This is a genomic window from Mycobacterium nebraskense, assembly GCF_002102255.1.
In the GTDB taxonomy this organism is placed as follows: domain Bacteria; phylum Actinomycetota; class Actinomycetes; order Mycobacteriales; family Mycobacteriaceae; genus Mycobacterium; species Mycobacterium nebraskense.
Genome location: NZ_LQPH01000076.1, coordinates 47,299 through 70,892, shown reverse-complemented (window position 1 = coordinate 70,892; position 23,594 = coordinate 47,299). Strand labels below are relative to the sequence as shown.

Genomic DNA, 23,594 nt, shown 5'->3' with positions numbered 1-23,594 from the left:
AGAGGCGACTGCGCGCATAGCCGCCACGTCTCGCTGCGCACGACTCAGAGGAGTGAGTCAGCAATGCAGAAATGTCTTTGCATCAAAGTTTTCAGGGTCAGCCGCGCCGAGACCGGGCACGTGTGCCTATGACCGATGTAGTCGCTCCCACCCGTCCGGCTCGGTGCCGCGACAGCAAAGCTGACGATTCCTACGACGACGTGGTCGAAATGTTCGTGGCGCTGCGCCAGATGCCGGCCGAGTCGCACGAGTACAGCCGCCAGCGCGAACGGATCGTGGCCCGATGCCTGCCCCTGGCCGACCATGTGGCCAGCCATTTCGCGCGCCGCGGCGAAGGTCTCGACGATCTCGTCCAGGTGGCGCGCCTGGGACTGATGAACGCCATCAACCGGTTCGATCCCGCCAAGGGGCCCAGCTTCATCGGCTTCGCGGTCCCGACCATGATGGGCGAGGTTCGGCGTTACTTCCGCGATCACAGCTGGGGTATGCGGGTCCCGCGGCGGTTGCGTGAATTGCACGTACAGATCAGCAGGACGACCGGCGATCTGGCCCAGAAGCTGGGGCGTGCGCCCACCGCGGCCGAACTGTCAAAAGCGCTGGAAGTCCCCCATGAGGAAATCGTCGAATGCCTCGTGGCGGGCGACGCCTACCGGCTGGATTCCCTGGACGCGCCGGTGGGCGCCGACAGCTCGGGCACGCCCCGACTGGTCGCTGATGCGGTCGGCGGCCTTGATCCGCAGATCGAGCACATCACCAACCGTGAAGCCCTGCGCGTCCTGGTTGCCGCCCTCCCAGGGCGCGAACGCGAGGTCTTGCGCATGCGGTTCTTCGAATCGATGACGCAGAGCCAGATCGCCGAGCGCATCGGGGTGTCGCAGATGCAGGTCTCCCGCATCCTGGCCAGCACCCTGCGCTGCCTGCGCGACCAACTGGAGTAGCCCTTCAAAGCCCTCAGGGCGCTTCGGCGCCACGTCGGCGCCTTGCCGCAATGTACTGTGCGACTCGGGAACGAACTCGACTGTGGCGCCGAAGGCAGCCTGGAAGGGAGCTCGAGGATGAGGACTTCACGGACAGTGGCCGCGGTCGTCGCGGCGACGACCGCGGTGGCGGTAGCGGGGTGCAGCAGCAAAAATCCGACGTCATCGACATCGAAGCCGGGGTCGTCCAGCTCGGCGACCAGCGCCCACAGCTCGGCACCGACCTCGTCGGCGCCCGCACAGCCGAGCGAGTACACCGGACTGTTGATCCAGGCGAGCGACATCAACGCGCCGATACCGTTCACGGCCACGCCACCGATCAGCAACCCGAACGGCCAACCCGGCGTCGCGACGACGTTCAAAGACGAGGACGGCAGCCACGTCATCAAGGACACCATCCAGGTGTTCGCGGACCCCGGCGCCGCCACGAACGCGCTGAACGCGGCCAAGGGCGCCCAGGATGACGTGATCAAGAACCCGACGACGCAACCTGCCAACGTGGGCACGGGCGCAACGACGTTGTTGGGCAACTCTCCGGACAAGAGCAAGGGCGTGACGATACTCCTGTTCACCGAGGGCAAGGCCTTCGTCACGCTGGAGTTTGACGGGCCGCCCGACACGCTGGCCCCCGCGGATTTCGTCAACGACGTGGGCCAGAAACAAGATGCGGCCATCAAGAAGGGGCTCGGCGGCTGAGCGCGAACTGACCGCCCACCAAGGAGTCAAATGACCATCGTCAACGGGATGCCGGCGCACGTCCTGCTGCTGCACCTCGTGTTGGTGCTCGTGCCGCTGACCGCCCTGCTGGTGATCGTGTGCGGTCTGTGGCCGGCGGCGCGGCGGGGCCGGCTGTTGTGGCTCACGGTGATACTGGCCGCCGGCAATATGGTCTTGACGCCGATCACTATTAACGCCGGGGCATGGCTTTACGACCTGAGGGCCAAACCCAGCCCCATCTTGCAGGAGCACGCCTCCCGAGGCAGCACGATGGTCTACTTTTCCGCTGCACTGCTGGCGGTCGCGCTGGTCCTCGTGGCGCTGCGCGTGATCGAACGCCGGTCGGACAAAGGCCGCATGGCCACCCGGGGAATCGTCGCGATACTCGCGCTCGCCGTCGGCACCGCTTCGATGGTCCAGATTTACCGCGTGGGTGATGCTGGCGCACAATCGGTTTGGGGCGAGGAGATCGCACGCCTGAAAAAATCCAACCCGGGCTAGCGTTTGAGGCGCGGAGCCATGAAGATTTCTCTGGCGCGGGCCGCTGCGCCGGCGGTAGCGGTAACGCTGGCCGCCACATCGGTGGTCGGCTGCGCCGGCGGATCCAAGTCCTCGCCATCGACGCCGCGATCCGCCTCGAGTTCTGCGAGCAGCTCGGCCTCGACGTCTGCACCCGCGCAGCCGACGGACTACACCAAACTGCTGATCCAGGCGAGCGACATCAACGCGCCCGAGAGCTTCACCGCCGACCCACCCATCAACAACCCGAACGGCCAACCGGGCGCCACCACCACGTTCAGTAACCAGGGCCGCACGCATGTGATCGTCGAGAGCATCCAGGTTCTACCGGATGCTGCCGCCGCGCTCAGCGCGCTGGAATCAGCGAAGGCGACACACGACGGTTACGTCCACGGAGTGCCGGAACCGATCGCGATCGGCACTGGCGGAACGACGATCTCGGGGCCCTCTCCCGACGGCGCAAAGGGGGTGACCGTTCTGCTGTTTACCGAGGGCAGGGCCTTCGTCGAGATCGAATTCGACGGGCCGCCCGACGCCCTCGTGCCACCGGACTTCGTCACCGATGTCGGCCAGAAGCAAGATGCGGCCATCAAGAAGGGGCTCGCCGGGTAGGCGCGGGTTTCGCTCGCCATGGCTGCGCCATGGCCAGAATCGCTTGTCCTCGGTGCGACGCCAACGAGGTCGGCGTGAGCAGAAACAGCCGGAATTGCCGACGTCCCGCGCGATCTTGGGCGACCTGATAGTTCGGCCAGTGCGCCAGCAGCGTGGACCATGCTTCGTCGCGCTCCTCGCCCATGAGCAACCGCACCGTTGCGACGAAGCGGTGGCCGCGCCTTCGGACGGTAACCCGTTGGGCAGCTTTCAGATTCGCCGACCACGACGGGTGGCGATCCCGGCCCCAGTTCGAGCCGACCAGCAGCAGCCCGTTCTCGACCGGGACGTATTGCACCGTCGCCGTGCGGGCAAGACCCGTTTTGCGACCCGGCGTCGTGATCCGCACGTTCGGCAGCCCGGCGAGGTCCAAAACGCCGAGCCGCCCACCCGTCGCGAACCGCAGCAGCGCCTCGATATTCTCCGCGACCGGCCGCCCATTCAGGACGAGCCGGCGGTAGGCCGCCGGATTGCGAGCCACCCGCTGAAGCGGATTCATACGAAGACTGTATTCCCGGGGCGCCGCGGCCCGGGCGTCGAAGCGATGAAATCACCTTGACGGGCCGGGGATTCGGGGGCGGCCGCTGACGGCATCGCGACGGGCGCCGCGCCCTTAAATAAACTGCTTGATTTAATCAGGTCGCCAGTGTTCACTGAGGCGATGACCGCCGAGCGTATCGCCCGCTCCGACAGGTCGACAGGCACCCGGGAGGCGATCCTGTCGGCCGCGGAAGTGCTGTTCGCCGAACGCGGCATGTATGCCGTTTCGAACCGGCAGATAAGCGAGGCGGCCGGACAGGGCAACAACGCCGCGGCTTGCTACCACTTCGGGACGAGGACCGACCTGCTTCGAGCGATCGAAAGCAAGCATCGGGAGCCAATCGAGGAATTGCGGGCGCAGATGCTGACCGCCGTCGACGAATCGACCGACCTGCGCGACTGGGTAGGCGCGTTGGTGCGGCCACTCACCGACCACCTGCACGCGCTGGGCACGCCCAGCTGGTATGCCCGGTTCGCCGCCCAAGCCATGGCCGATCCCACCTACCGCCACGTCGTCACCAAAGACGCGCTCGCGTCGCCGCTGCTCGTGCGGACCATCGACGGCATCAACCGCTGCCTTCCCGACCTGCCCAGGCGGGTGCGTTCCGAACGGATGGTCATGGTGCGCAACCTGCTGATGCACACCTGCGCCGAGCACGAAAGCGCACTGGCCGAGCACGGACCGCGTGCGCGTTCGGCCTGGCCGGTCGCCGGCGAAGGCCTCATCGACGCGATCGTCGGCCTGTGGCGCGCACCGGTCCACGTGGGTGCGGCAGGCGGCTAGTCCACCGAAGACCAGAACAGGCCCCCAACCGAGGAGAACGATGACCGACGTCTCGACCGCCACCGATATCCCGGAGTTCCCGATGTCGCGGGCGCCGGGTTGCCCGTTCGCCCCGCCGCCAAAGGTGTTGGAGCTCAACGCCGACAAGCAGCTGAGCCGGGTCCGGATCTGGGACGACAGCACGCCGTGGCTGATCCACGGCTATGAGGCGATCCGGGCGTTGTTCACCGACTCGCGCGCCAGCGTCGACGACCGGCTGCCGGGGTATCCGCATTGGAACGAGGGAATGCTGGCGACGGTACACAAGCGTCCGCGTTCGGTGTTCACCTCCGACGCCGAAGAGCACACCCGATTCCGCCGGATGCTGTCAAAGCCGTTCACGTTCAAGCGGGTTGAGGCGCTGCGGCCCGCGGTACAGCAGATCACCGACGATCACATCGACGCGTTGCTGGCCGGCCCCAAGCCGGGCGACATCGTCAGCACGTTGGCGCTGCCCGTCCCCTCGTTGGTTATCAGTCAGTTGTTGGGCGTGCCATATGAGGACGCGGATTTCTTCCAGACCCAGGCCCAGCGGGGCATGGGCCGCTATGCCACCGAGGAGGACACTGCGCAAGGCGCCGCGTCGTTGGCGAAGTACCTGGCCAACTTGGTGCGGGCCAAAATGCAAGACCCGTCGGAAGATTTGGTGTCCGACCTAGCCGAGCGGGTCAATGCCGAAGAGCTCAGCGTGCGCGAAGCCGCGCAGCTGGCCACCGGTGTGCTCATCGCCGGGCATGAGACCACCGCCAACATGATCAGTCTGAGCATCGCGGCCCTGCTCGACCACCCCGACCAGTCGGCGCTGATGCGCGACACCGACGATCCGAAGGTGATCGCCGTCGCGGTCGAGGAATTGATGCGCTACCTCAGCATCATTCAGACCGGGCAGCGCCGCATCGCCGTTGAGGACATCGCGGTGGGCGGCGAGACGATCCGCGCGGGCGAGGGCATCATCCTCGACGTGGCGCCGGCGAACTGGGATGCCCGGCAATTCCCCGACCCGGACCGGCTCGACCTGCGCCGGGAGGACGGCGCACACGTCGGGTTCGGCTACGGTCGCCACCAGTGCGTCGGCCAGCAGCTGGCCCGGATGGAGCTGCAGATCGTCTTGCCCACCTTGCTGCGCCGCGTCCCGACCCTGCAGCTCGCGGTGCCGGTGGAAGAGCTGCCGTTCAAACACGACGCGCTGGCGTACGGCCTGTATGAGCTCCCAGTGACATGGTGAAGCCTGATCTGAGCCTGCGCGTGCCGGACCTGCGCGGCGGTTTCGCCGTCGTGACCGGGGCCAATAGCGGCTTGGGATTCGGTTTGGCGAAGAGGCTGTCCGCGGCGGGCGCCGACGTGGTCATGGCGATCCGCGATAAGGCCAAGGGCGAAGAAGCGATCGCCGCGATCCGCCGTGACGTGCCCGCGGCCAAGCTGACCATCAGACACTTGGACCTGTCGTCGCTGAAAAGCGTGGCGGCGCTGGGTGAAGAGCTGGCCGCCGAGGGCCGCCCGATCGACATCCTGATCAACAACGCCGGCATCATGACGCCGCCGCAACGACAGGAGACCCACGACGGCTTTGAATTGCAGTTCGGCACCAACCATTTGGGGCACTTCGCGTTGACCCGGCACCTGCTTCCGCTGCTACGCGCAGCGCGGTCCGCGCGGGTGGTGACCGTCAGCAGCCTGGCGGCGACCCAGCGCAATCTCACCTTCGACGATCCCAACGCGGAGCACGGCTACCGCCCGATGCGCTCCTACGGGTTGGCCAAGCTGGCGCAGCTGATGTTCGCCGTCGAACTGGACCGGCGCAGTCGCCTTGGCGGTTGGGGGTTAATGTCCAACGCCGCCCACCCCGGCTTGACCAAGACCAACTTGCTCAGCGGCGCCTCCTATGGCCGGACCCGGCCGACGTTGCAGGCGCGGTTCACCCGATTGACGTGGCGGGTGCTGCCGTTCATGTGGCTCGACATCGATGAAGGCATCAAGCCGACTCTCTACGCCGCGGTGTCACCGGACGCGCAGGGCGCCAAATACTATGGCCCGCGCGGCTTCTACGAAACCGTCAGGGGCGGAGTGACTTTCGCCGGGGTTCCCGGGCCAGCGCGCAGCGAGCCCGATGTGAGACAGCTGTGGCAGCTCTCCGAACAACTCACCGGCGTCACATATCCCGACGGGGAGAGGTGAAAGATGCCGTTTGTCGGTCGAGCCGGTGTCCAGGATCCCGGTGCCCAGCAGGACCAATGGGAGCGGTTGGCACGTCGGCGTGAGCAGTTGTACGCCGTCGACCAGCAATTCCGGGACACCCGACCCGACGACGACGTCGCCGCGGCGGCACGCGCCCCCGGGCTGCGGATCGCCGAGGTGATGGCGACGGTGTTCCAGGGTTACGCGAGCCGCCCGGCGCTGGGACAGCGTGCCCGCGAGATCATCACCGATCTCACCACCGGACGCTCGGCCCTGCATCTCTTGCCGCGATTCGAGACCATGAGCTACGCAAACCTGTGGGCGCGCGTGCAGGCGACGGCCGCCGATTGGCACCGGCACGAACGGCATCCGGTGCGAGCCGGGGATTTCGTGTGCGTGCTCGGCTTCGCCAGCATCGACTACACGGCCATCGAATGCGCCTGCATTTACCTGGGCGCGGTGGTCGTTCCCCTGCAGACCAGCGCCCCGGCCAGCCAACATGCGCCGATCCTCGCCGAAACGCAGCCGCGCATTCTCGCCGTGGGCATCGACAACCTGGCGACGGGCTTGGAAGCAGTCTTAGCGGAAGCCGGCACCGTTCCGGGCCGCCTGATCGTCTTCGATTACGAGCCCCGCGACGACGACCAACGCGCCATCTACGAGGCGGCGCAGGCGCGGCTGGCCGCGGTGGGCGCGCCGCTGACCATCGAAACTTTCGACGACGTCGTCACCCGCGGCGCCACGCTGCCGCCCGCGCCCATGCACGTGGCCGCCGACGGCGAAGACCCGCTTGCCTGGGTGTTCTACACGTCGGGCAGCACCGGCACACCAAAAGGCGCGATGTTCACCGAAAGCCTGTGCATCGGAACCTGGCTCGCACAGTCCGATCAGGCGGTCATCACGTTGAGCTACATGCCGATGAGCCACTTGATCGGCTACGGCTACGTCATCTTGACCCTGGCCAACGGCGGCACGAGTTATTTCGCCGCCAGGAGCGACCTTTCGACGCTCTTCGAGGACCTGGCGTCGGTGCGGCCCACGTCGCTGAGCCTGGTGCCGCGGGTGTGCGAGATGTTCTATCACCACTATCAGCGCGAGCTGGACCGCCACGTATTGGCCGGCGCTGATCCCGAGGGCGTCGGCGGGCAGATCACCACGGCCATCCGCGAGCAGATCCTGGGCGGGCGCGTGCTGGCCGTGGGCTGCGGATCGGCGGCCCTGTCCCCGGAGATCAAGGAGTTCATGGAAGAGGTGCTCGACCAGCATCTGCTGATCGGCTATTCGTCCACCGAAATCGCGGGCGGGATGATCGTGGCCGACGAGCACGTGCTGCGGCCGCCGGTCATCGACTACAAACTTCTCGATGTTCCCGAGCTCGGCTACTTCAACACCGACAAGCCTTATCCGCGAGGGGAATTGGCAGTGAAGTCGGCCCGGTTCATGGCGGGTTACTACAACCGGCCCGATCTGACAGCCACGATGTTCGACGCGGACGGCTACTACAAAACCGGCGACATCATGGCCGAGGTCGGCCCGGACCGCCTGCGCTACGTCGATCGGCGCAACAACGTGATCAAGCTCGCGCAGGGCGAATTCGTTGCCGTATCCCGGCTGGAGGCGCTGTATTCGACCAGCCCCCTGATCCATCAGATCTACATCTACGGCAACAGCGCGCGCTCGTTCCTGCTCGCGGTGGTCGTACCCACCGACGACGGTGTGCGTGCGGCGGCGATCGCCCAGTCGCTGCGTCAGATCGCCCGCGACAACCAGCTCAACGGCTATGAGATCCCGCGCGACTTCCTCATCGAATCGGAACCTTTCAGCCTGGCCAACGGCCTGTTATCAGGCGTTGGAAAGTTCCTGCGGCCCAAGCTCAAAGAGCGCTACGGCGATCAGCTCGAACAGCTGTACGCGACGATGGCCGACGACCAACTCAGCCGGCTTCGCGCGTTACGCACCGGGGGCGCCGATCAGCCGGTGCTGGCCACCGTCACCAAGGCCGTGCAGGCCACGCTCGGCGCGCCGGCGGCCGACGTGTCCCCCGAGGCGCGTTTCATCGATCTGGGCGGCGATTCGCTGTCGGCATTGACCTTCTCCACCCTGCTCGCCGACATCTACGACGTCGAAGTTCCGGTGGGTGTGGTGATCGATCCGACCGGCGACCTGCTCAGCGTCGCCGACCACATCGAACGCCATCGCGCCGCGGACGGCCTGCGGCCGACGTACGCATCGGTGCACACCAGGGGCGACAGTGAGGTGCACGCCGGGGAGCTGACCCTGGACAAGTTCATCGACGACGACGTGCTGAAATCCGCAATGCTGCTGCCGCTGCCCACGGCCGAGATCCGCACCGTCTTGCTCACCGGCGCAACGGGATTCCTTGGCCGCTTCGTCGGCATGGAATGGCTTCAGGGACTCGCCGATTCGGGCGGCACCCTGGTATGCCTGGCGCGGGGCGCCGACGCCACGCAGGCCCGGCAGCGGATCGAGGCGGCATTGGGTTCTGATGCCGCATTGCTGGACCGCTTCCGCGCCCTGGCCAACGGGCATCTCGAGGTGCTGGCCGGGGATATCGGCGAGCCCAACCTCGGCCTGGACGACACGACCTGGCAGCGGCTGGCCCGCACCGTTGACCTCGTGGTCCACCCGGCCGCCCACGTCAACCACGTCCTGCCCTATCGCCAGCTGTTCGCGCCCAACGTAGTGGGCACGGCCGAAGTGATCCGACTGGCAATCACCGCCCGGCTCAAGCCGATTCACTACGTCTCCACGATGGGCGTGAGCGCCGTGGCGCATCAGCTCGTCGACGAGGACACCGACATCCGCCGCGCGGTGCCTGCCTGCGTCGTCAACGACGGTTACGCCAACGGCTATGGGATCAGCAAATGGGCCGGCGAGGTGCTGATGCGCGAGGCGCACGATCTGTGCGGACTGCCCGTCGCGGTGTTCCGGCCCGGGATGATCCTCGCCGATAGCCGCTACACCGGGCAGCTCAACCTGCCCGACATCTTCACCCGCCTGGTGTTCAGCCTGGTCGCCACCGGCGTGGCCCCGCGGTCGTTCTACGGCGGTGACGGCACACGTCCCCACTACGAGGGCCTGCCGGTCGACTTCCTGGCCGACGCGATCGCGGCCATCGGCCCACAACACGGTGGCGGTTTCGACACCTACAACACCACCAACCCCCACGACGACGGCATCTCCCTGGACACCTTCGTCGACTGGATCGTCGCCGCGGGCCACCCGATCGAACGGATCGACGAGTACGCGGCGTGGCTGACCCGGTTCGAAACCGCGATGCGCGCACTGCCCGAACGTCAGCGCGCGCACTCCGTGTTGACCGTGTTGGACGTCTACCGTGAACCCATGGCGGCCGTCGCGGGTTCACCTGTGCCCGGAGAGCGGTTCCAAACCGCGGTCCGCGACGCCGGTCGTGCGATCCCCCATCTGTCTCAGGAGTTGATCGACAAATACCTTGCCGGCCTGGAACGCATCGGTCTGCTATCCAGGTAGCACGAAGAAAGGGACGATGATGTCACTTCAAGCTCGCACCCTTTACCCCGAGGGTGTGATCGGTGCGCCCAAGGACCGCCGCGGTCATGCTTCGGAATTCAGTACCGGGCTGCCAGTCGGCACCGAGGTGTTCTCCGCCGACAATCACATCTCGGTGGCCGACGACATCTTCTACGAGCACTTCCCCGACGACCTGAAGGATTACGCGCCGCGAATCTGGTACGAGGACGGCGCCTACCTGCTCGGCCGGCCGGGGCAGTCGATGGTGGTCGGCGATTTCAGCGCGGTGCTCATGCAATACGACGACCTTGCCGGCGCGGTCAGCAACAACATCGACGCCCGGGTGCGCGAGCTCGCGGAAGACGGCGTCGACAAGGAATTGGTGTTTCCCAACGCCGTGTTGGCCCTGTTCCACTATCCCGACAAGGACCTGCGCGAGCGCATCTTCCGCATCTACAACGAACACATCGCCGCCGTGCAGGAGCGGTCCGACGGCCGTTGCTACGGGGTCGGCTTGATCAACTGGTGGGATCCGCGCGGAGCCCGGCGCACGCTGACCGAGCTCAAATCGCTGGGGCTCAAAACGTTTCTGATGCCGATAAGCCCCGGCAACGACGACAACGGCCACGCGATTGACTTCTCCGGCGCCGCGATGGACGCGGTGTGGGACGAAATCGAGGACGCCGGGCTGCCCGTTGCCCACCACATCGGGGAGAGCCAGCCGAAGATTCCGAGCGAGGTCAACAGCGTCGCGGTGGCCATGATGGTCAACATCGACTCGTTCCGGGAAATGTTCTCCAAGTATGTCTTCGGCGGCATCCTCGACCGTCATCCAGGGCTGCGGGTCGGTTGGTTCGAAGGTGGTATCGCCTGGGTCCCACCGGCTTTGCAAGACGCCGAGCACGTACTGGCCTCGTATCGGCACATGCTCGCGCACCAGCCCGAACACGACATCCGCTATTACTGGGACACCCACATGTGCGCCTCGTTCATGGTGGACGGCCTCGGCCTCGCCCAGATCGACGAAATAGGAATCGACAAGGTGATGTGGTCCTCCGACTACCCGCACAACGAAAGCACCTACGGCTATTCGGAGCGGTCGCTGGCCGCGGTGGTTGACGCCGTCGGCCCCGAGGACGCCGTCCGCGTCGTCAGTGGGAACATCAGAAACTTCCTGGGTCTCTGATGACCAATTCATTCACCGCCCACGGCTCGGTGATCGACATACCCGATGAACCGGACCGGGCCCGCATGCGTTCGGAGACCGGGGCGCGCCTGCGGTCCGCGATGGCCGACCACGGCGTCGACGCGCTGATCCTGTTGATGAACGGCTACGTCGGATACGCGACGGGTGCGAGCTGGCCACTCGTGGACGCGGGCCTCTCGCACGTGGAGCGCCCGGTCGCGGTCGTGCTCGCCGACGACGAACATCCGCACCTGTTCATGCCGTTCCGCGGCGGAGCGTCCGCGGAGCCACCGGTGCCCGCCGACCATCTGCACGGCCCGGTCTACCTCGAATTCGACCATGGCGTTGACCAATTCGCGCGCGAGCTGGCCGGGCTGGTTCCGCCGGGCTCGAACATCGCCGTCGACGAGCTGACCGGGGCGATGCGCAGGGCCGGAGCCAAGCTGTTTCCCGCGGGAGAGCCGACGGATGCGGCGCTGGTGCTCGCCGACGCGCAACTGGTGAAGACCCTAGATGAGCTGTCCTGCCTGCGCCGCGCGGCCCGCATCACCGAGCAAGCGATCGTGGATGTGCAGCGGGCCCTGGCGCCGGGGGTGCGGCAGATCGACCTGTCGGCCACGCTGGTACGTCGCGCATTCGAACTGGGTGCCACCACCAACATGCTGGAGGCCATCTGGCAGGTGATGCCGACTTCACGGGAAGCGGGGGTGTGGACGACGCATGGCGACCTTGCGCTGCCGCTGCTCCCCACCGATCGTGAACTGGCCGCCGGTGATGTCCTGTGGACCGATATCAGCATCACCTACGCCGGGTATTGCTCCGACTTCGGCCGGACCTGGATTGTCGGGCAGCAGCCGACGCCACGACAGCAGGATCAGTTTCGGCAATGGCGGGCCATCCTGGATGCGGTGCTCGCGGTGACCAAAGCCGGTGTCACCTCCGGTGATTTGGCGCGCGCGGCGATCGCCGCCAACGGCGGCCGCAAACCGTGGTTGCCGCATTTCTATCTGGGCCACGGCATCGGCACCTACCCCGCCGAAGCGCCCATGATCGGAACGGATCTCGGCGAAGAGTTCGACGACAACTTCGTCTTCCCGCCCGGAATGGTTCTGGTTTTGGAACCCGTGGTGTGGGAGGACGGGACGGGCGGTTATCGCAGTGAGGAGATCGTGGTGATCACCGAAGACGGCTACCTGCCGATCACCGACTACCCCTACTCCCCTTATGGCGACTGAGGTTCTGCCCGACCCCACCGCATTGCGGACGGGCCGTCGGGAACGGGCGCTGGCCCAAATGGACGCACACGGACTCGACATGCTGGTGCTCGGGCGGCAAGCCAACATTCGTTACGTCACAGGTGCACCGCAGCTGTGGATAGCCGGGACGCGGCCGTTCGGTCCGATGTGTGTGGTGGTGCGGGCCTCCGGTGACATCTACCTCAACAGCACCGACGACGAGGGGGTCCCGGCGGAGATCGGGCACGATCACCTGTACGGACTGGCCTGGAACCCGATGACGCTCATCGACGTGCTGAAGAAGATCGACGGCGCCGACACGGCGCGGCGGGTCGGAACCGATGCGATCACACCCACTTTCGCCGCATTGCTGCCCGAGGCGTTCCCCAATGCCGAACTCGTCGACGCGGAGCCCGCGATGCGCGCGGCGCGGCGCGTCAAGACACCCGATGAAATCGAGGCGATGGACACCGCACTTCGGGTCGCCGAACGCGGACTCGCCGCCGCCCTGGCCGAATTCGCGCCGGGAGTGTCGGAGCGGACGCTGGCGGGGGCGATGATGGAGGCCATGGCCGCGGGCGGGGTGAGCACGCCGGCCACCCAGGACGCCGCCTGGGTGACCTCAAAGGAACGCCCGTGGCGCCGCGCCGGTTCGGGCGAGGTGGGAGCGGGCGACCTGGTCGCATTCGCGGCCGGGGCCCTGGCGAATGGCTATGTCGCGGAGGTGGGCCGCACCTGGCCGGCCGGCGATAGCGTCGACGATCAGACCCGCAAGCTGTTCGGGCGGTCGAATACGTTGTACGACAACATGCTTGCGGCCTGTCGTCCCGGTGCGCCGACATCCGACCTCCTCGGGGCCTATGAGGCGGCCGGCGAGCCGATACCGCCGATGCCGATCGCCCACGGGTTGGGGCTGGGCTTCGATCCGCCGGTGGTGTCCGAAACCTTGCTGGCCGCCGGCGAACACGACGTGCTGGAGGCCGGCATGGTGCTGGCGATCACCGGCTATGTGTGGCGGGAAGGCACCGGCGCGGTATTCCGCCGGGATACCGTTCACATCACCGAAGGTGGTGTGAACGTGCTGACCATCAGCCCGTGCTGGTCTGGGCCCTGAACCGGACGTACGCAGTTCACCGGTCGGCTCGGGCAGCCTGGTCCCCCGCAGCCGGAATGGATTTGCACCGTTCGAGAGCCGGAGCGGAGGCGACGATTTCCATTGGCGGATTGCCTGATTCGCCTGAGTTCATCGGACCAGCCCGTTAGCGATGAGGGCGGTGTTCTGCTCGACCCAGGCGTCATCGAGGACGCGTTCGTTGGCCAGCGCCATCACCACCGTGCCACCGATCATGTCCACCAATACGCGGGCGTCGACGTCGTCGGCGGCGCGTCCCTCGGCGGCGGCCTCGTCGAGGTAGCGCTGCAGCAAAAGGTATGTGCTGCCCTGAAGGCGGCTGAGCAAGCGTGCCGACAGGCCTGGCTCCGCGGGCAATTCGGCCATGAGGCCTGATAACGCGGTGTGCACCGCCGGTCGGCTGAACAGGTCGATCGTAGCTCGTATCAGAGTGCGAACAACGTCCGCCGGATCGCCGGTCAACGGGAGCTCAGCACTCGGTGGCGTGGGAAACACCGCCTCGTAGACCAATTCGACTCTGTTCGGAAACCGTCGATAGACCGCCGGCGGGGTTGCCCCGGCGCGCGCCGCGACCAACGGGATGGTCAGTCGTGTGTAGCCGATTTCGTCCAGCAGTTCGATCGTCGCAGCAAGCACCGCCTCGTCGATGCGGGTGTCCCGCGGCCGTCCCTGCGACCGCACGCCAGCGCGTCGCTGTTGCTGATCAGCCTCGCTCATTGACTCCATTACGTTCAGATCGTAATGTTTTGCGCGCCGGTAGACAATCGCGCGGGCCCCAGGAGGCGCTCTCTCACCATGGTGATCGACTCACCATCTAGGCCTCTGCCTTTCCGGGTCCTGAATGCCGGTTACCGGGTGGCCCGTAGGCTGGGTGTCCATCCGCTGCCCCTGCGCAAGCACGCATTGATGGATCGGGCCATGCGCCGCGCGAGAGGCCTGAAGGATTTTGGTGATCCGCGCTTCGAAGACGGCCTCGACCGTCTGATCGAGTCGCTCGAGAGCGAGGATCGCCTCAACGGTTTTGGGCGCATACTCGCCACGTCGCACATCACCAATCTGTTGCGCCAGCGGTTGCTGTTCACCGAGCACCTACGCCAGCACCCTGAGATTCGTGACGAGGTAATCGCGAAGCCGATCATTCTTGTCGGCGCACCACGCACGGGGACCACAATCACCCATCACTTGTTGAGCCAGGACGACCGTTTCCGCTACCCGATCACGTGGGAATGCGATGAGCTCCATCCGCCGCTGGATCCTGCCACCATGCGTACTGATCCGCGAATCAGGCGCAGTGACAGGCAGATCCGCCGCACCCTGTCGCTGGCCCCCGATCTCGACGCCGCGCATCCGATTGGCGCGCGGGAGGCCCAGGAGTGCGCGCTACTCCATGCCTATGCCTTCCACAGCGCGACTTTCCACGTCATGTTCAACTGCCAGGCCTATGACCGGTGGTTGACCGAGCAGGACCTCACGTGGGTCTACCAGGAGCAGAAGCTGCTGTTGCAGTACATGCAAAGCGGTGGCTTACGCCCCTCGGAGAGTTGGCTGCTGAAGACACCTCCGCACATGGAGAACATCGACAAGATCCTGGCGGTCTTTCCCGACGCGCGCTTCGTCACCACCTACCGCGAGCCGACAGAGATCGTCGCCTCCAGCTGCAAGCTGGCCGGGACCGTTTTCGGCATGGTCGAAGATGACGTCGATTGGCACGACCATGGCCGCTACATGCGCTGGCGCACCGGCAGGATGCTGACGCGCAATGTCGAGTTGCGTCGGCAGTACGCGCAGGAGTCGAAGCGTTTCATCGACTTTCCGATGGACCGGATGGTGCGCGACCCCATGTCGTGCGTGCAAGAGATCTACGAGTTCTTCGGCATCGAACTCACCGATGAGGCCCACCGCAAGATGAGCCGGTTCATGGATGAGCGCGGCCTGGCGAAGCGCAAGCCCAACATCTATGAGGCTGCCGACTACGGGCTCGACATCGACGAGTTGTGGCCGCAATTGCAGTTTTACCGCGACTTCTACGGAATCGAGGACGGCCGTGACCGATGACTCACAGCAACTCCTGCGTGCGGCCTGGCGACGCTTTCGAGATCTTCACGATGAACTGCTCGAGATCGCGTTGGCCCAAGGCGATCTCGACGACGGTGCGGCGGCGGCCTTGCTGGGACGCCTCGTCGGCCACATCCAATACATGGGCCTGCAACTGCGCAGCGATCCTGCGCGGCCGAATCTCATCAACGGCCAATACGCATCGTGGAATTGGGGCCACTCCAATCCCGACACGCTGTATCTGACGGCGCGCGTCGATGACAGACACGACTACCGCGTTCACGGGAAATTGGGTTCTGTTGCGCAGACGACCTTCGGCGTCTACGCCGGTAAGGACGATCAAGCCCAAGCGGTGAAGGTGCTCTCCGAAGAGCTCGTTGTCGGTGATGACGGTTCGTTTGAGATCTTCTTCAGCCGCCAGAGGATGGGCGACACGAACTGGTTCCAGCTCCCGGCGGGAGCCGACTCGTTCTGTTGTTACCAAACATTCGGCGACTGGGACAATGAGGCCAAGGGCGCGATTCGTATCGAGTGCTTGAACCCAGGCGATCCGGTCAAGCCGGATTCGCTCAAGCAGGCGATCGCGGCCTTCGACGCGCACCTCGTGGCGTCCCGCGAGCTATTCACTATGTGGGTCAAGGACATTCCGGCGCGGGTATTCGGCGCCCTGCCCAAGAACTTCGCCATCCCCCCGCTCCAACCTCCTTCAGCGATGGCTGGTGCATGGTTCGTCCCCATATCTTGGGCACTAGAGGATGGCGAAGCGCTCGTGATCGACTACGAGATCCCTCTCGGTTCGCCGTACGTCGGAATCTGCTTGACCAATCGGTGGAGTGAGATGATCGATTTCGACACTCGGCAAACCAGTCTCAACCTCGCGCAATCCCAAGTTGACGACGGACGGGTGCGGGTCTTGCTGTCGACCGAGGATTTCGGCGTGCACAACTGGCTTGACGCCCGTGGGTATGGCAATGGCGTGGTGACTTGGCGGGCTAGCACACCGCATCAGCCGGCAACACCGACACTGACCGTCATCCGAACGGATGAGCTGGACGAGCACTTCGGACCGGAACAGCGGATCAGCGCGGAAGAACGGGGTCGCGCCATCGAGGCGCGGACTCGTCACTTCGCGGAGCGGAACGCCCTCTAGGTGGCGAGGGGCCCTGCCTGGCGCTGGCGTCAACCCGGCGCCGATGTGTTGACCGCCAGCCCGTTGGCGGGCCTCGGATCCGGACGTCATCCACTGAAATCACTTGCTTCACTTTAGCTTCAGTGGTCTCGGAGTCGACTTTTTTGTCGGTGGGCTCCGATAGTTTCGCGGTGTGAGTGTAGATCCCGAGGCGGTGTCGGCGGCTTTCGACACCATCGACGACGCCTTGGATATTCTGGTCGGCAACGACTGCGAGGCATTCGCCACCCGCGAGCAGTTAGCGCTTTTGGAACGCTCCGAGAAGGTGCGCCGCCGACTGTCGGCCGTCGAGCATCCGCTGATCAACAACCTGGCCCGCCAGGCCACCCCGGAAGAGTTGGGCGGCAAGCTGTCGCATGCGATCGCCGAGGCGACGCTGATCAGCCGCGCCGAAGCGTCGCGGCGCATTCGCGAAGCCGCCGACTTGGGGCCGCTGCGCGGGCTGACCGGCGAACCGCTGCCACCGGCGTTGGCGGCCACAGCCGCCAAACAGCGGGAGGGCACGCTTGGCGCCGGGCAGGTTGCGGTCATCCGCAGGTTTTTCCACCACCTGCCCGGGTGGGTGGACTTCGCTACCCGCCAGGCTGCCGAAGCCGACCTGGCCACTCACGGAGCGCACTACCGCCCCGAACAATTGGCCGAACTGGCCGATCACATCGCCGATTGCCTCAACCCTGATGGCATTTACACCGACGAGGACCGCGCGCGTCGCCGTGGCCTGACGCTGGGTAAGCAAGGCCCCGATGGCATGTCGGAGTTGCGCGGCACGATCAGTCCCGAACTGCGGGCCACCGTTGAGGCCGTGCTGGCCAAGCTGGCGGCACCGGGCATGTGCAACCCTCTCGACGACATCCCATCTGTGGACGGCACACCCAGCCAGGACGCTATAGACCGCGACGCCCGTAGTGCCGCGCAGCGCAACCATGATGGGCTCAATGCGGGCCTGCGAGCGCTCCTTTCCTCGGGAAAACTAGGCCAGCACAACGGCTTACCGACCTCCATCGTGGTCACTACGACGCTGGCCGAGCTGGAGGCCGCCGCGGGCCGGGGCCTCACCGGCGGTGGCACCATCCTGCCGATGAGCGATGTGATCCGGCTGGCCCGCCACGCGCGTCACTATTTGGTGATTTTCGACAAGGGCAAGGCGTTGGCGTTGTATCACACCAAACGCCTGGCCTCCCCCGGGCAGCGAATCGTGCTGTACGCCAAGGACCGTGGGTGCTCGGCGCCCGGCTGCACTGTGGCGGGCTACTACTCGGAGGTCCATCACGTCACCGACTGGGCCAAGTGCCGTCGCACCGACGTGAACGACCTCACCTTCGCCTGCGGAAGCCACCATCGCCTGCTCAAACCCGGCGGCTGGAGCACCCGCAAGAACGCCAAACGCGACACCCAATGGATCCCGCCACCCCATCTGGACCGCGGCCAGCCTCGCACCAACACCTTTCATCACCCCGAAAAGCTGCTCCGAGACGGGGACGACGACGAGCCCTAACTCACGGGGTCGACTCTGCCAGGGCGGCGTCGAGCAGATCCCCGACGCGATGCCGCTCCCACACGAACAACAAGTTCGACAGCATCTGCAGCGGCGCGCGCACACCCTCGTCGTTCCTGATGAGGGGATGCTCACGACTGTTCGGTATCGCCTCGAATCGCTTACGAATCAACGCCGGCACCCCGAGCAGCCAGGCGACCCCCATCGTCGCCGCGTAGAGCAACGTGTGCCGACGCAACCGAACCGGATCGAGTTCCGTTCCGCCGCAACGATGGAACTCGCTGACGAACAGCTGCAGGAGCTCGTCGAGATGGGAGCCCCACAGCTCGGTTTCGGCACCGGACATGGCCCCCCAGATCGCCATGCCTAGATTCATCTGGCTGACGCATCCCCAGTCCATCAGGCCGCAACGCAGAATGCCATCGGTGTCGCGCCAGAACCATGCGTTATCGATGTTGGCGTTCCAATGGCACAGCGCGACATAGTCGGAGTCGCCGGCCAGTAGGCCCGCGATCGTGTTCTCGTGGTCGGCGAACCGCGGCACGTCTGCGCGCAGGCGCGCGATGAACTCCGGTGAGCACGCCGGAAGCAGCCCGGGGTCCCTTTGGGCGAATTCGGCCAGCTGGTCCACTCGGCGTTCCAGCTTATCGACCGACAGTGGTGCCCGCTCCCCCACCGTCGCGGCCGCCACGTCCAGCGGGAAGGGCGCGGTCAGCTCTGCCGGGAGGCGCCCGGATCGATGGGTGCCGGCAAGCTGGGCCAGCGCGGTGAGCAGCGCGCGGTAGTGCCCGAGGGGTTCGGGCATCTCGTAGTCGAGGCACTTGTGATATTGCCGTTCGATCCCGTTGTCGCCAAATCGGATTCGTTCGGTGATAAGTATTCCGGTACCCGTCTGGCGGTGATAGTCGGCGAACTGCGCCCGGGGTACCGCGATGGGAAATTCCGGCGCGCAAGACAGCGCGGCGAACCGCACTTCCGGCTCCATTTGCGTCTTTCCGCGGTCACGTGCCGGGTCGTCGAAATCGCGCGAGAATTTGACGAACAAGTCGGTGTGCAGATCCGTTGCGGCCTTGGCGTATTCGACGGAGAGCATCACCTTGCGTCCCGTGCTGCCGCCGGCCACCTCCCGAAACCCGGTAACGCGCGTGATGCTGTTGTCCCGCAATGCTCCGGAAGCGAGAAAGGCGTCGGTGAGGAAACGCGCCCCACCGCTTTTCAGCGCCGCGGGGTCGGCCGGAAACGCCAACCCATACTGGTCGCCGACGGCCCAATGTGAATTCAATTGCTTACCAGGTTTGTTCGGCCGCGCGCACCAGCATATGGTTGACCGCCACCCGGCGGTCACGGGTCACCATGAACAGCACCGCGTCGGCGATGTCTTCCGGGCGCAACTTGACCATGCCGGCGGTCTGGCGCTCGAACGCTTCCCGCGACGCCTCGGCGAGGTGGCTGAAGATCTCGGTGTCGACCGTCCCGGGGCCCACCACTCCGACCCGGACCCGCTTGCCGAGCACCTCTTGCCGAATGCCCTCGTTGAAGGCGTTCACCCCGAATTTGGTCAGCGAGTAGACCGCGGTGTTGGGTCGGGCCACCCATCCCGCGGTCGAACTGATGGTGACCAGATCGGCGACGCCGCGCGGCGAGTCGGCGGCGGCGTCGATCAGGTGCGGAAGCGCCGCGCGGGTGACATAGAGGACCCCTTGCACGTTGACCGTCACCATGGCGTCCCAATCCCGCAGCGACGCCTCGGCCGCGGGCCCGGACTGCATCAACCCGGCGTTGTTCACCACGGTGTCGAGCCGGCCGAACTCCGCGACGGCGCGTTGCACGGCCGCCGACACCTGCTCGGCGTCGGTGACATCGGCCGCCACGGCCAGCGCTGTGCCGCCGGCCGATTCGATGTCGGCTTTCAGCTCGGCGAGCCGATCCGCGCGGCGCGCGAGCAGGGCCACCGCCGCGCCTTCCGCGGCGAGCGCTTTGGCGGTCGCGGCCCCGATACCGCTGCTGGCGCCGGTGACCAAGGCCGCAGTGTGTGCAAGTGTCCCCGTCATGCGCCCAGTATCTCGTGTAGCACGTACTCGGTGTGCTCGCCCAGATCCGGCGCGCCACGGGCGATGCGCGCCTGGCCGCGCGCCATCCGCCAGGACGGCCCGACGATCGGCCGCTGGCCCTCACGGTGATCACTGACGAACCGATACAGCTCGCGGTCCCATAGTCGTTGATCACCGATCACATCGAGGGAAGTGGCGCTCTTGCCGGCCGGAACCCCCGCCGCACGCAGGCGATGCGCGAGTTGCTCGGCATCGTGGCTTCGAATGAATTGCGCGAGGTCGGCGTCGAGCGTCTCGGCGTGGTGCCGTCGCTCGTCCGTGGTGGCGTAGCGGCATTCTCGGGAAAGCGAGCCCGCACCGAGCACATCGCACAGCCCGCGCCATTGCGCGTCGTCGGCGACGGCCACCGTGATCCAGGCGCCGTCCGCGCAGGGGTAGCAGCCATTCGGGCACAGGTCCGGGTGATCATTACCATTGGGCCCGAAGGCTTGCCCCGTCAGGGCCTGCTCGAGCAGGCAGTCGCCGATCATCGACGACAGGGTTTCCACGGCCGATAGGTCGACGAACTGCCCGGCGCCGCTGAGCTCGCGATGCAGCAACGCGACCACGGCAGCGTAGGCGGCGGCCGCACCGACCGTCGAATCGCCGTAGCGCATGCTCGTCCCGAGCGGCGGCCCACCGCGATAGCCCACCAGCGAGGCGAGCCCGGCCAGGGCGGCGAAGCATGGCGCGTAACCGGTTTGATGGCCCAGCGGTCCGTCGTTGCCCCACATCTTGATCGACACGGAGATGATGTCCGGCTTGATCTCCTGGAGCTGCGCATAGCCCAGGCCCTGGCGTTCCATCGCACCCGGGCGCAGGTTGTTGATGACGATGTCGCTGCGCGCGATCAGCTCCCGCAGGCGCGCCATGCCCTCGGCGGACTTGATGTCGAGGTCCACACTGAGGATTTCGGGGTTGATGCTCAGGAAGTAGGGCGCATGGTTGATGTCGGTGCCACCGTAGGCTCGCATCTCCTCGGGGCTGTCCGCGGTTTCGATCTTGATGACCTCGGCGCCCAGCATCGCCAGCAACTTGCCCGCGTAGGGGCCGGCCCACACCTTGGTGAGTTCGACGACCCGCACCCCTTCCAGCGGCCCACCGCGCGGATTCCTGGGCGGCTTGAGTTGTGCCGACTTGATCCGCGGCCGTGGGCGCGGGGTAGCGATGCGTCCGAGCACCTCTCCCGTGTGCTGGCCGAGAGTGGGTGCGGCGGAGGTGATCCGAGCCGGCGACGCGCTGAACCCGTATGGCACCGTCGGATACGCCGCGCCGCCGAGCACCGGGTGCGTCACCTGCTGGAAGAAGCCGCGGTGGCGGTACTGCGGCGAATCGTGCAGGTCCGCGGCGCCGTTGACCGGCACCAGCGGCACGCCTTGGCGCTGGGCTTGGTCGGATGCTTCGTCCTTGCCGAGGGCCCGGATCCACGCCGCGAAGCCCCGCTGGAATGCGCCGACCTTTTCCGCGGTGACGGAGAACTCCAGCCAGTCGTCCTCAAACCCGTCTAGCCAGTCCGGATGACCCATGAGTTCTTTCAGGCCGAGCCAGTGGGCGCGGCTGGTCATGTACAGGTACACAAAGCCATCGGCGCACGCGAAAAATGCTGCGGGGCCGGCCTGGTCGTAATCGCCGCGGTGGCCCTCGGCGGTCACCTCGCCGGTGATGAATCGACCCAGGATGCAGTCGGCACGCGAGGCCAGCACGGCATGTTCGGAAATGTCGATGGAGTCGCCGTGGCCGCTGTGCAGGCGCGCGAAGAGCGATGCCGTCACGCAGAGCGCGGCGTCCAGTCCGGCTTCGTAGTCGGCCAGGAACCGGCCGGGCCCCTGCAGTGGCGGCTTGGCGGGATCAGGGTGACTGGGCGTGTGGTACCCCCAGCCGCTGGCATGGAAGACGTTGATGCTCTTGGCATTACCGAACTCGGCCGGCGCGCCCTGCCCGAACGGCGTGATCGAGCAGAACACCACATCCGGATGTCGCTGCGCCCAGTCGATGGCGTGGTCGTCGATGACCGCGTCCACCGTGCTGATGAGCTTGTGGATGGTCTCGACGTCGGCTTCCGAGCCGCGATCCAGCACGACGGACTGCTTGTTGGTGTTCAGGTACGCGAACAGCCCGCTGCCGTCGCACCCGTCGGCCATGATGGGAGCCATCGCCCGCGTCGGGCTGCCGCACTCCGGCGTCTCGACCTTGATGATCTCGGCGCCGAAGTCGGCCAACAGCTTTCCGCAGTACTCCCCCGCGACGGACCCGGCCAGCTCAACGACCCGGAAACCCGTCAGCGCCGACATGCGACCTCTTCCAAGACGGTCAGGGCTTCGCGCGTCCCGAGCGGCTCAGGCGCCACTCCGGCGGGAAGTTCAGGTCGTTGTCCTTGACCACGTTGTTGAGACCCTTCTCGAAGGTACCCGCGGTCAGGTCGACCTCCTCTGCGTCGTTGGTGATCATCGGCAGCATGCCCTCGACCATGCCGGTGAGCAGGCTGCCGAAGTATTCACCCTTGTGCTGCTTGTAGAGCTCCAGGAAGGTCTTCTGCACCGCGACGGTGTCGGTCGGGCGGGAGCGGGAGCACGCCATCGCGTACTTCAGCGTCTCTTCTTCCAGTTTCTCCCGGGGCACCACGCTGTTGACGAAGCCGCACTCGTACATCTCCTTGGCGCTGAACGGCCGCCCGGTGAACAGCATTTCGGAGAACTTGCGCAGGCCCATCGTCTCGGCCCACCACCACAGTCGCGGGCCCCAGCCCACGTAGCGGAACGCCGGGTGGCCGAAGAGGGCGTCGTCGGATGAGATCACCAGATCGGCGTCGCCGGCCTGGTAGAAGTGCCACCCGTAGCAGTAGCCCTTCGCCTCGATGATGCTGATCTTGCGCAGCTCCTGAAGCGGGCGGTTGCCCGCTCGGGCCTTGGCGTAGAAGTCGGTGACGGTCGAAAGGTAGCGATACGATCCGCCGGGCGGGTACTTGACGTCGTCATCATTGATCGCCAGCTCGTGCAGGAGCGGCATGCCGGGGTTCTCCAGCATTCCTCGCTGTTCGGGTAGGTCGCCACCGCTTCCGAAATCCTGGCCCTCGCCCCGGATCACGACGACCTTGACGTCGTCGTCCACGTTGCACTTATGGATTAAGTCGGCGTAGTTCTGCCGCATGCCCAAGGTGGTGGAGTTGAGCTCCTCGGGGCGGTTGAAGGTGATGTAGGCGATCCGGTTCTTCTTGTCCTTCTCGAACTTGATGTACTGCTCGGCTTCCTTCTTCATTTCTTCGTAATCGTATTCGGGCATCGTCGTCTCCAACTTCTC

At 65.9% G+C, this 23,594-nt stretch carries 19 protein-coding genes and 1 pseudogene; 14 read left to right on the top strand and 6 right to left on the bottom strand.

Features of this window, described 5'->3' with window-relative positions; genetic code table 11:
• Positions 1-128 precede the first annotated feature (128 nt).
• From AWC17_RS08370 to AWC17_RS08355, 4 genes are all read left to right on the top strand, one after another.
• Positions 129-938, top strand: a complete 810-nt coding sequence (locus AWC17_RS08370) for a SigB/SigF/SigG family RNA polymerase sigma factor (protein WP_046183628.1) — start codon at positions 129-131, stop codon at positions 936-938.
• Positions 939-1,055: 117 nt separating this feature from the next.
• On the top strand, positions 1,056-1,673 hold the full coding sequence (locus AWC17_RS08365) for a hypothetical protein (protein ID WP_046183640.1): 618 nt from the start codon (positions 1,056-1,058) through the stop codon (positions 1,671-1,673).
• A 30-nt stretch (positions 1,674-1,703) separates the two neighbouring features.
• Positions 1,704-2,195 (top strand): DUF2231 domain-containing protein, encoded by a 492-nt coding sequence (locus AWC17_RS08360; RefSeq protein ID WP_046183629.1) that lies wholly within the window; start codon positions 1,704-1,706, stop codon positions 2,193-2,195.
• 18 nt (positions 2,196-2,213) lie between these two features.
• Positions 2,214-2,825, top strand: a complete 612-nt coding sequence (locus AWC17_RS08355; RefSeq protein ID WP_046183630.1) for a hypothetical protein — start codon at positions 2,214-2,216, stop codon at positions 2,823-2,825.
• A gap of 67 nt (positions 2,826-2,892) precedes the next feature.
• Here the strand turns inward: AWC17_RS08355 and AWC17_RS08350 are convergent.
• Positions 2,893-3,363, bottom strand: a pseudogene (locus tag AWC17_RS08350) (nitroreductase family deazaflavin-dependent oxidoreductase); the annotation flags it as partial.
• 147 nt (positions 3,364-3,510) lie between these two features.
• Here AWC17_RS08350 and AWC17_RS08345 point away from each other — a divergent pair.
• From AWC17_RS08345 to AWC17_RS08315, 7 genes are read left to right on the top strand one after another with little or no spacing between them, the layout of a single operon-like run.
• Positions 3,511-4,188 carry a TetR/AcrR family transcriptional regulator gene (locus AWC17_RS08345; protein ID WP_046183631.1) on the top strand — a complete coding sequence of 226 codons (678 nt, stop codon included), beginning with the start codon at positions 3,511-3,513 and terminating at the stop codon, positions 4,186-4,188.
• A gap of 40 nt (positions 4,189-4,228) precedes the next feature.
• Entirely contained in the window at positions 4,229-5,452 is a 1,224-nt protein-coding gene (locus AWC17_RS08340) for a cytochrome P450 (RefSeq protein ID WP_046183632.1), read from the top strand.
• Entirely contained in the window at positions 5,446-6,402 is a 957-nt protein-coding gene (locus tag AWC17_RS08335) for an SDR family oxidoreductase (protein WP_046183633.1), read from the top strand. The genes AWC17_RS08340 and AWC17_RS08335 overlap by 7 nt, the downstream gene beginning before the upstream one ends.
• A 3-nt stretch (positions 6,403-6,405) precedes the next feature.
• On the top strand, positions 6,406-9,915 hold the full coding sequence (gene car / locus AWC17_RS08330) for a carboxylic acid reductase (protein ID WP_046183634.1): 3,510 nt from the start codon (positions 6,406-6,408) through the stop codon (positions 9,913-9,915).
• Positions 9,916-9,934: 19 nt separating this feature from the next.
• Positions 9,935-11,101 (top strand): amidohydrolase family protein, encoded by a 1,167-nt coding sequence (locus tag AWC17_RS08325; RefSeq protein WP_046183642.1) that lies wholly within the window; start codon positions 9,935-9,937, stop codon positions 11,099-11,101.
• A complete protein-coding gene (locus AWC17_RS08320; RefSeq protein WP_046183635.1) occupies positions 11,101-12,336 on the top strand; it encodes a M24 family metallopeptidase in 1,236 nt (411 codons plus the stop codon). Before AWC17_RS08325 ends, AWC17_RS08320 begins: the two co-directional genes overlap by 1 nt.
• The gene (locus tag AWC17_RS08315) at positions 12,326-13,450 is read left to right on the top strand and encodes a M24 family metallopeptidase (protein WP_085164504.1); all 1,125 of its coding nucleotides are present in this window, start codon (positions 12,326-12,328) and stop codon (positions 13,448-13,450) included. The genes AWC17_RS08320 and AWC17_RS08315 overlap by 11 nt, the downstream gene beginning before the upstream one ends.
• 129 nt (positions 13,451-13,579) lie before the next feature.
• On the opposite strand, the gene AWC17_RS08310 is transcribed toward AWC17_RS08315, so the two are convergent.
• Entirely contained in the window at positions 13,580-14,185 is a 606-nt protein-coding gene (locus AWC17_RS08310; RefSeq protein WP_231588682.1) for a TetR/AcrR family transcriptional regulator, read from the bottom strand.
• Positions 14,186-14,386: 201 nt separating this feature from the next.
• Between AWC17_RS08310 and AWC17_RS08305 the strand changes: the two genes are divergently transcribed.
• From AWC17_RS08305 to AWC17_RS08295, 3 genes are all read left to right on the top strand, one after another.
• On the top strand, positions 14,387-15,523 hold the full coding sequence (locus AWC17_RS08305; RefSeq protein ID WP_231588681.1) for a sulfotransferase family protein: 1,137 nt from the start codon (positions 14,387-14,389) through the stop codon (positions 15,521-15,523).
• On the top strand, positions 15,513-16,673 hold the full coding sequence (locus AWC17_RS08300; protein ID WP_046186714.1) for a DUF1214 domain-containing protein: 1,161 nt from the start codon (positions 15,513-15,515) through the stop codon (positions 16,671-16,673). The genes AWC17_RS08305 and AWC17_RS08300 overlap by 11 nt, the downstream gene beginning before the upstream one ends.
• A 172-nt stretch (positions 16,674-16,845) precedes the next feature.
• Positions 16,846-18,207, top strand: coding sequence for an HNH endonuclease signature motif containing protein (locus AWC17_RS08295; RefSeq protein WP_047323039.1), 1,362 nt, complete (start codon positions 16,846-16,848; stop codon positions 18,205-18,207).
• A 1-nt stretch (position 18,208) separates the two neighbouring features.
• On the opposite strand, the gene AWC17_RS08290 is transcribed toward AWC17_RS08295, so the two are convergent.
• The 4 genes from AWC17_RS08290 to AWC17_RS08275 are packed head-to-tail and all read right to left on the bottom strand — an operon-like array spanning position 18,209 to position 23,576.
• Positions 18,209-19,489: a hypothetical protein gene (locus tag AWC17_RS08290; RefSeq protein ID WP_046184770.1), complete on the bottom strand. Its 1,281-nt coding sequence runs from the start codon at positions 19,487-19,489 to the stop codon at positions 18,209-18,211.
• A gap of 4 nt (positions 19,490-19,493) precedes the next feature.
• Positions 19,494-20,258: an SDR family NAD(P)-dependent oxidoreductase gene (locus tag AWC17_RS08285; protein WP_047323037.1), complete on the bottom strand. Its 765-nt coding sequence runs from the start codon at positions 20,256-20,258 to the stop codon at positions 19,494-19,496.
• Positions 20,255-22,588 carry a CaiB/BaiF CoA transferase family protein gene (locus AWC17_RS08280; RefSeq protein ID WP_047323036.1) on the bottom strand — a complete coding sequence of 778 codons (2,334 nt, stop codon included), beginning with the start codon at positions 22,586-22,588 and terminating at the stop codon, positions 20,255-20,257. The genes AWC17_RS08285 and AWC17_RS08280 overlap by 4 nt, the downstream gene beginning before the upstream one ends.
• Positions 22,589-22,607: 19 nt before the next feature.
• On the bottom strand, positions 22,608-23,576 hold the full coding sequence (locus AWC17_RS08275) for an enoyl-CoA hydratase/isomerase family protein (protein ID WP_046184767.1): 969 nt from the start codon (positions 23,574-23,576) through the stop codon (positions 22,608-22,610).
• Positions 23,577-23,594 lie beyond the last annotated feature (18 nt).

What these genes read in the sequence shown, in the direction of transcription:
- AWC17_RS08370 (WP_046183628.1), top strand. Translation starts at nt 129, where the DNA reads ATGACCGATGTAGTCGCTCCCACCCGTCCGGCTCGGTGCCGCGACAGC.
- AWC17_RS08305 (WP_231588681.1), top strand. Translation starts at nt 14,387, where the DNA reads ATGCGCCGCGCGAGAGGCCTGAAGGATTTTGGTGATCCGCGCTTCGAA.
- AWC17_RS08275 (WP_046184767.1), bottom strand. Translation starts at nt 23,576, where the DNA reads ATGCCCGAATACGATTACGAAGAAATGAAGAAGGAAGCCGAGCAGTAC.
- AWC17_RS08355 (WP_046183630.1), top strand. Translation starts at nt 2,214, where the DNA reads ATGAAGATTTCTCTGGCGCGGGCCGCTGCGCCGGCGGTAGCGGTAACG.
- AWC17_RS08285 (WP_047323037.1), bottom strand. Translation starts at nt 20,258, where the DNA reads ATGACGGGGACACTTGCACACACTGCGGCCTTGGTCACCGGCGCCAGC.
- AWC17_RS08315 (WP_085164504.1), top strand. Translation starts at nt 12,326, where the DNA reads ATGGCGACTGAGGTTCTGCCCGACCCCACCGCATTGCGGACGGGCCGT.
- AWC17_RS08365 (WP_046183640.1), top strand. Translation starts at nt 1,056, where the DNA reads ATGAGGACTTCACGGACAGTGGCCGCGGTCGTCGCGGCGACGACCGCG.
- AWC17_RS08340 (WP_046183632.1), top strand. Translation starts at nt 4,229, where the DNA reads ATGACCGACGTCTCGACCGCCACCGATATCCCGGAGTTCCCGATGTCG.
- AWC17_RS08360 (WP_046183629.1), top strand. Translation starts at nt 1,704, where the DNA reads ATGACCATCGTCAACGGGATGCCGGCGCACGTCCTGCTGCTGCACCTC.
- AWC17_RS08280 (WP_047323036.1), bottom strand. Translation starts at nt 22,588, where the DNA reads ATGTCGGCGCTGACGGGTTTCCGGGTCGTTGAGCTGGCCGGGTCCGTC.
- AWC17_RS08310 (WP_231588682.1), bottom strand. Translation starts at nt 14,185, where the DNA reads ATGAGCGAGGCTGATCAGCAACAGCGACGCGCTGGCGTGCGGTCGCAG.
- AWC17_RS08320 (WP_046183635.1), top strand. Translation starts at nt 11,101, where the DNA reads ATGACCAATTCATTCACCGCCCACGGCTCGGTGATCGACATACCCGAT.
- AWC17_RS08325 (WP_046183642.1), top strand. Translation starts at nt 9,935, where the DNA reads ATGTCACTTCAAGCTCGCACCCTTTACCCCGAGGGTGTGATCGGTGCG.
- AWC17_RS08335 (WP_046183633.1), top strand. Translation starts at nt 5,446, where the DNA reads ATGGTGAAGCCTGATCTGAGCCTGCGCGTGCCGGACCTGCGCGGCGGT.
- car (WP_046183634.1), top strand. Translation starts at nt 6,406, where the DNA reads ATGCCGTTTGTCGGTCGAGCCGGTGTCCAGGATCCCGGTGCCCAGCAG.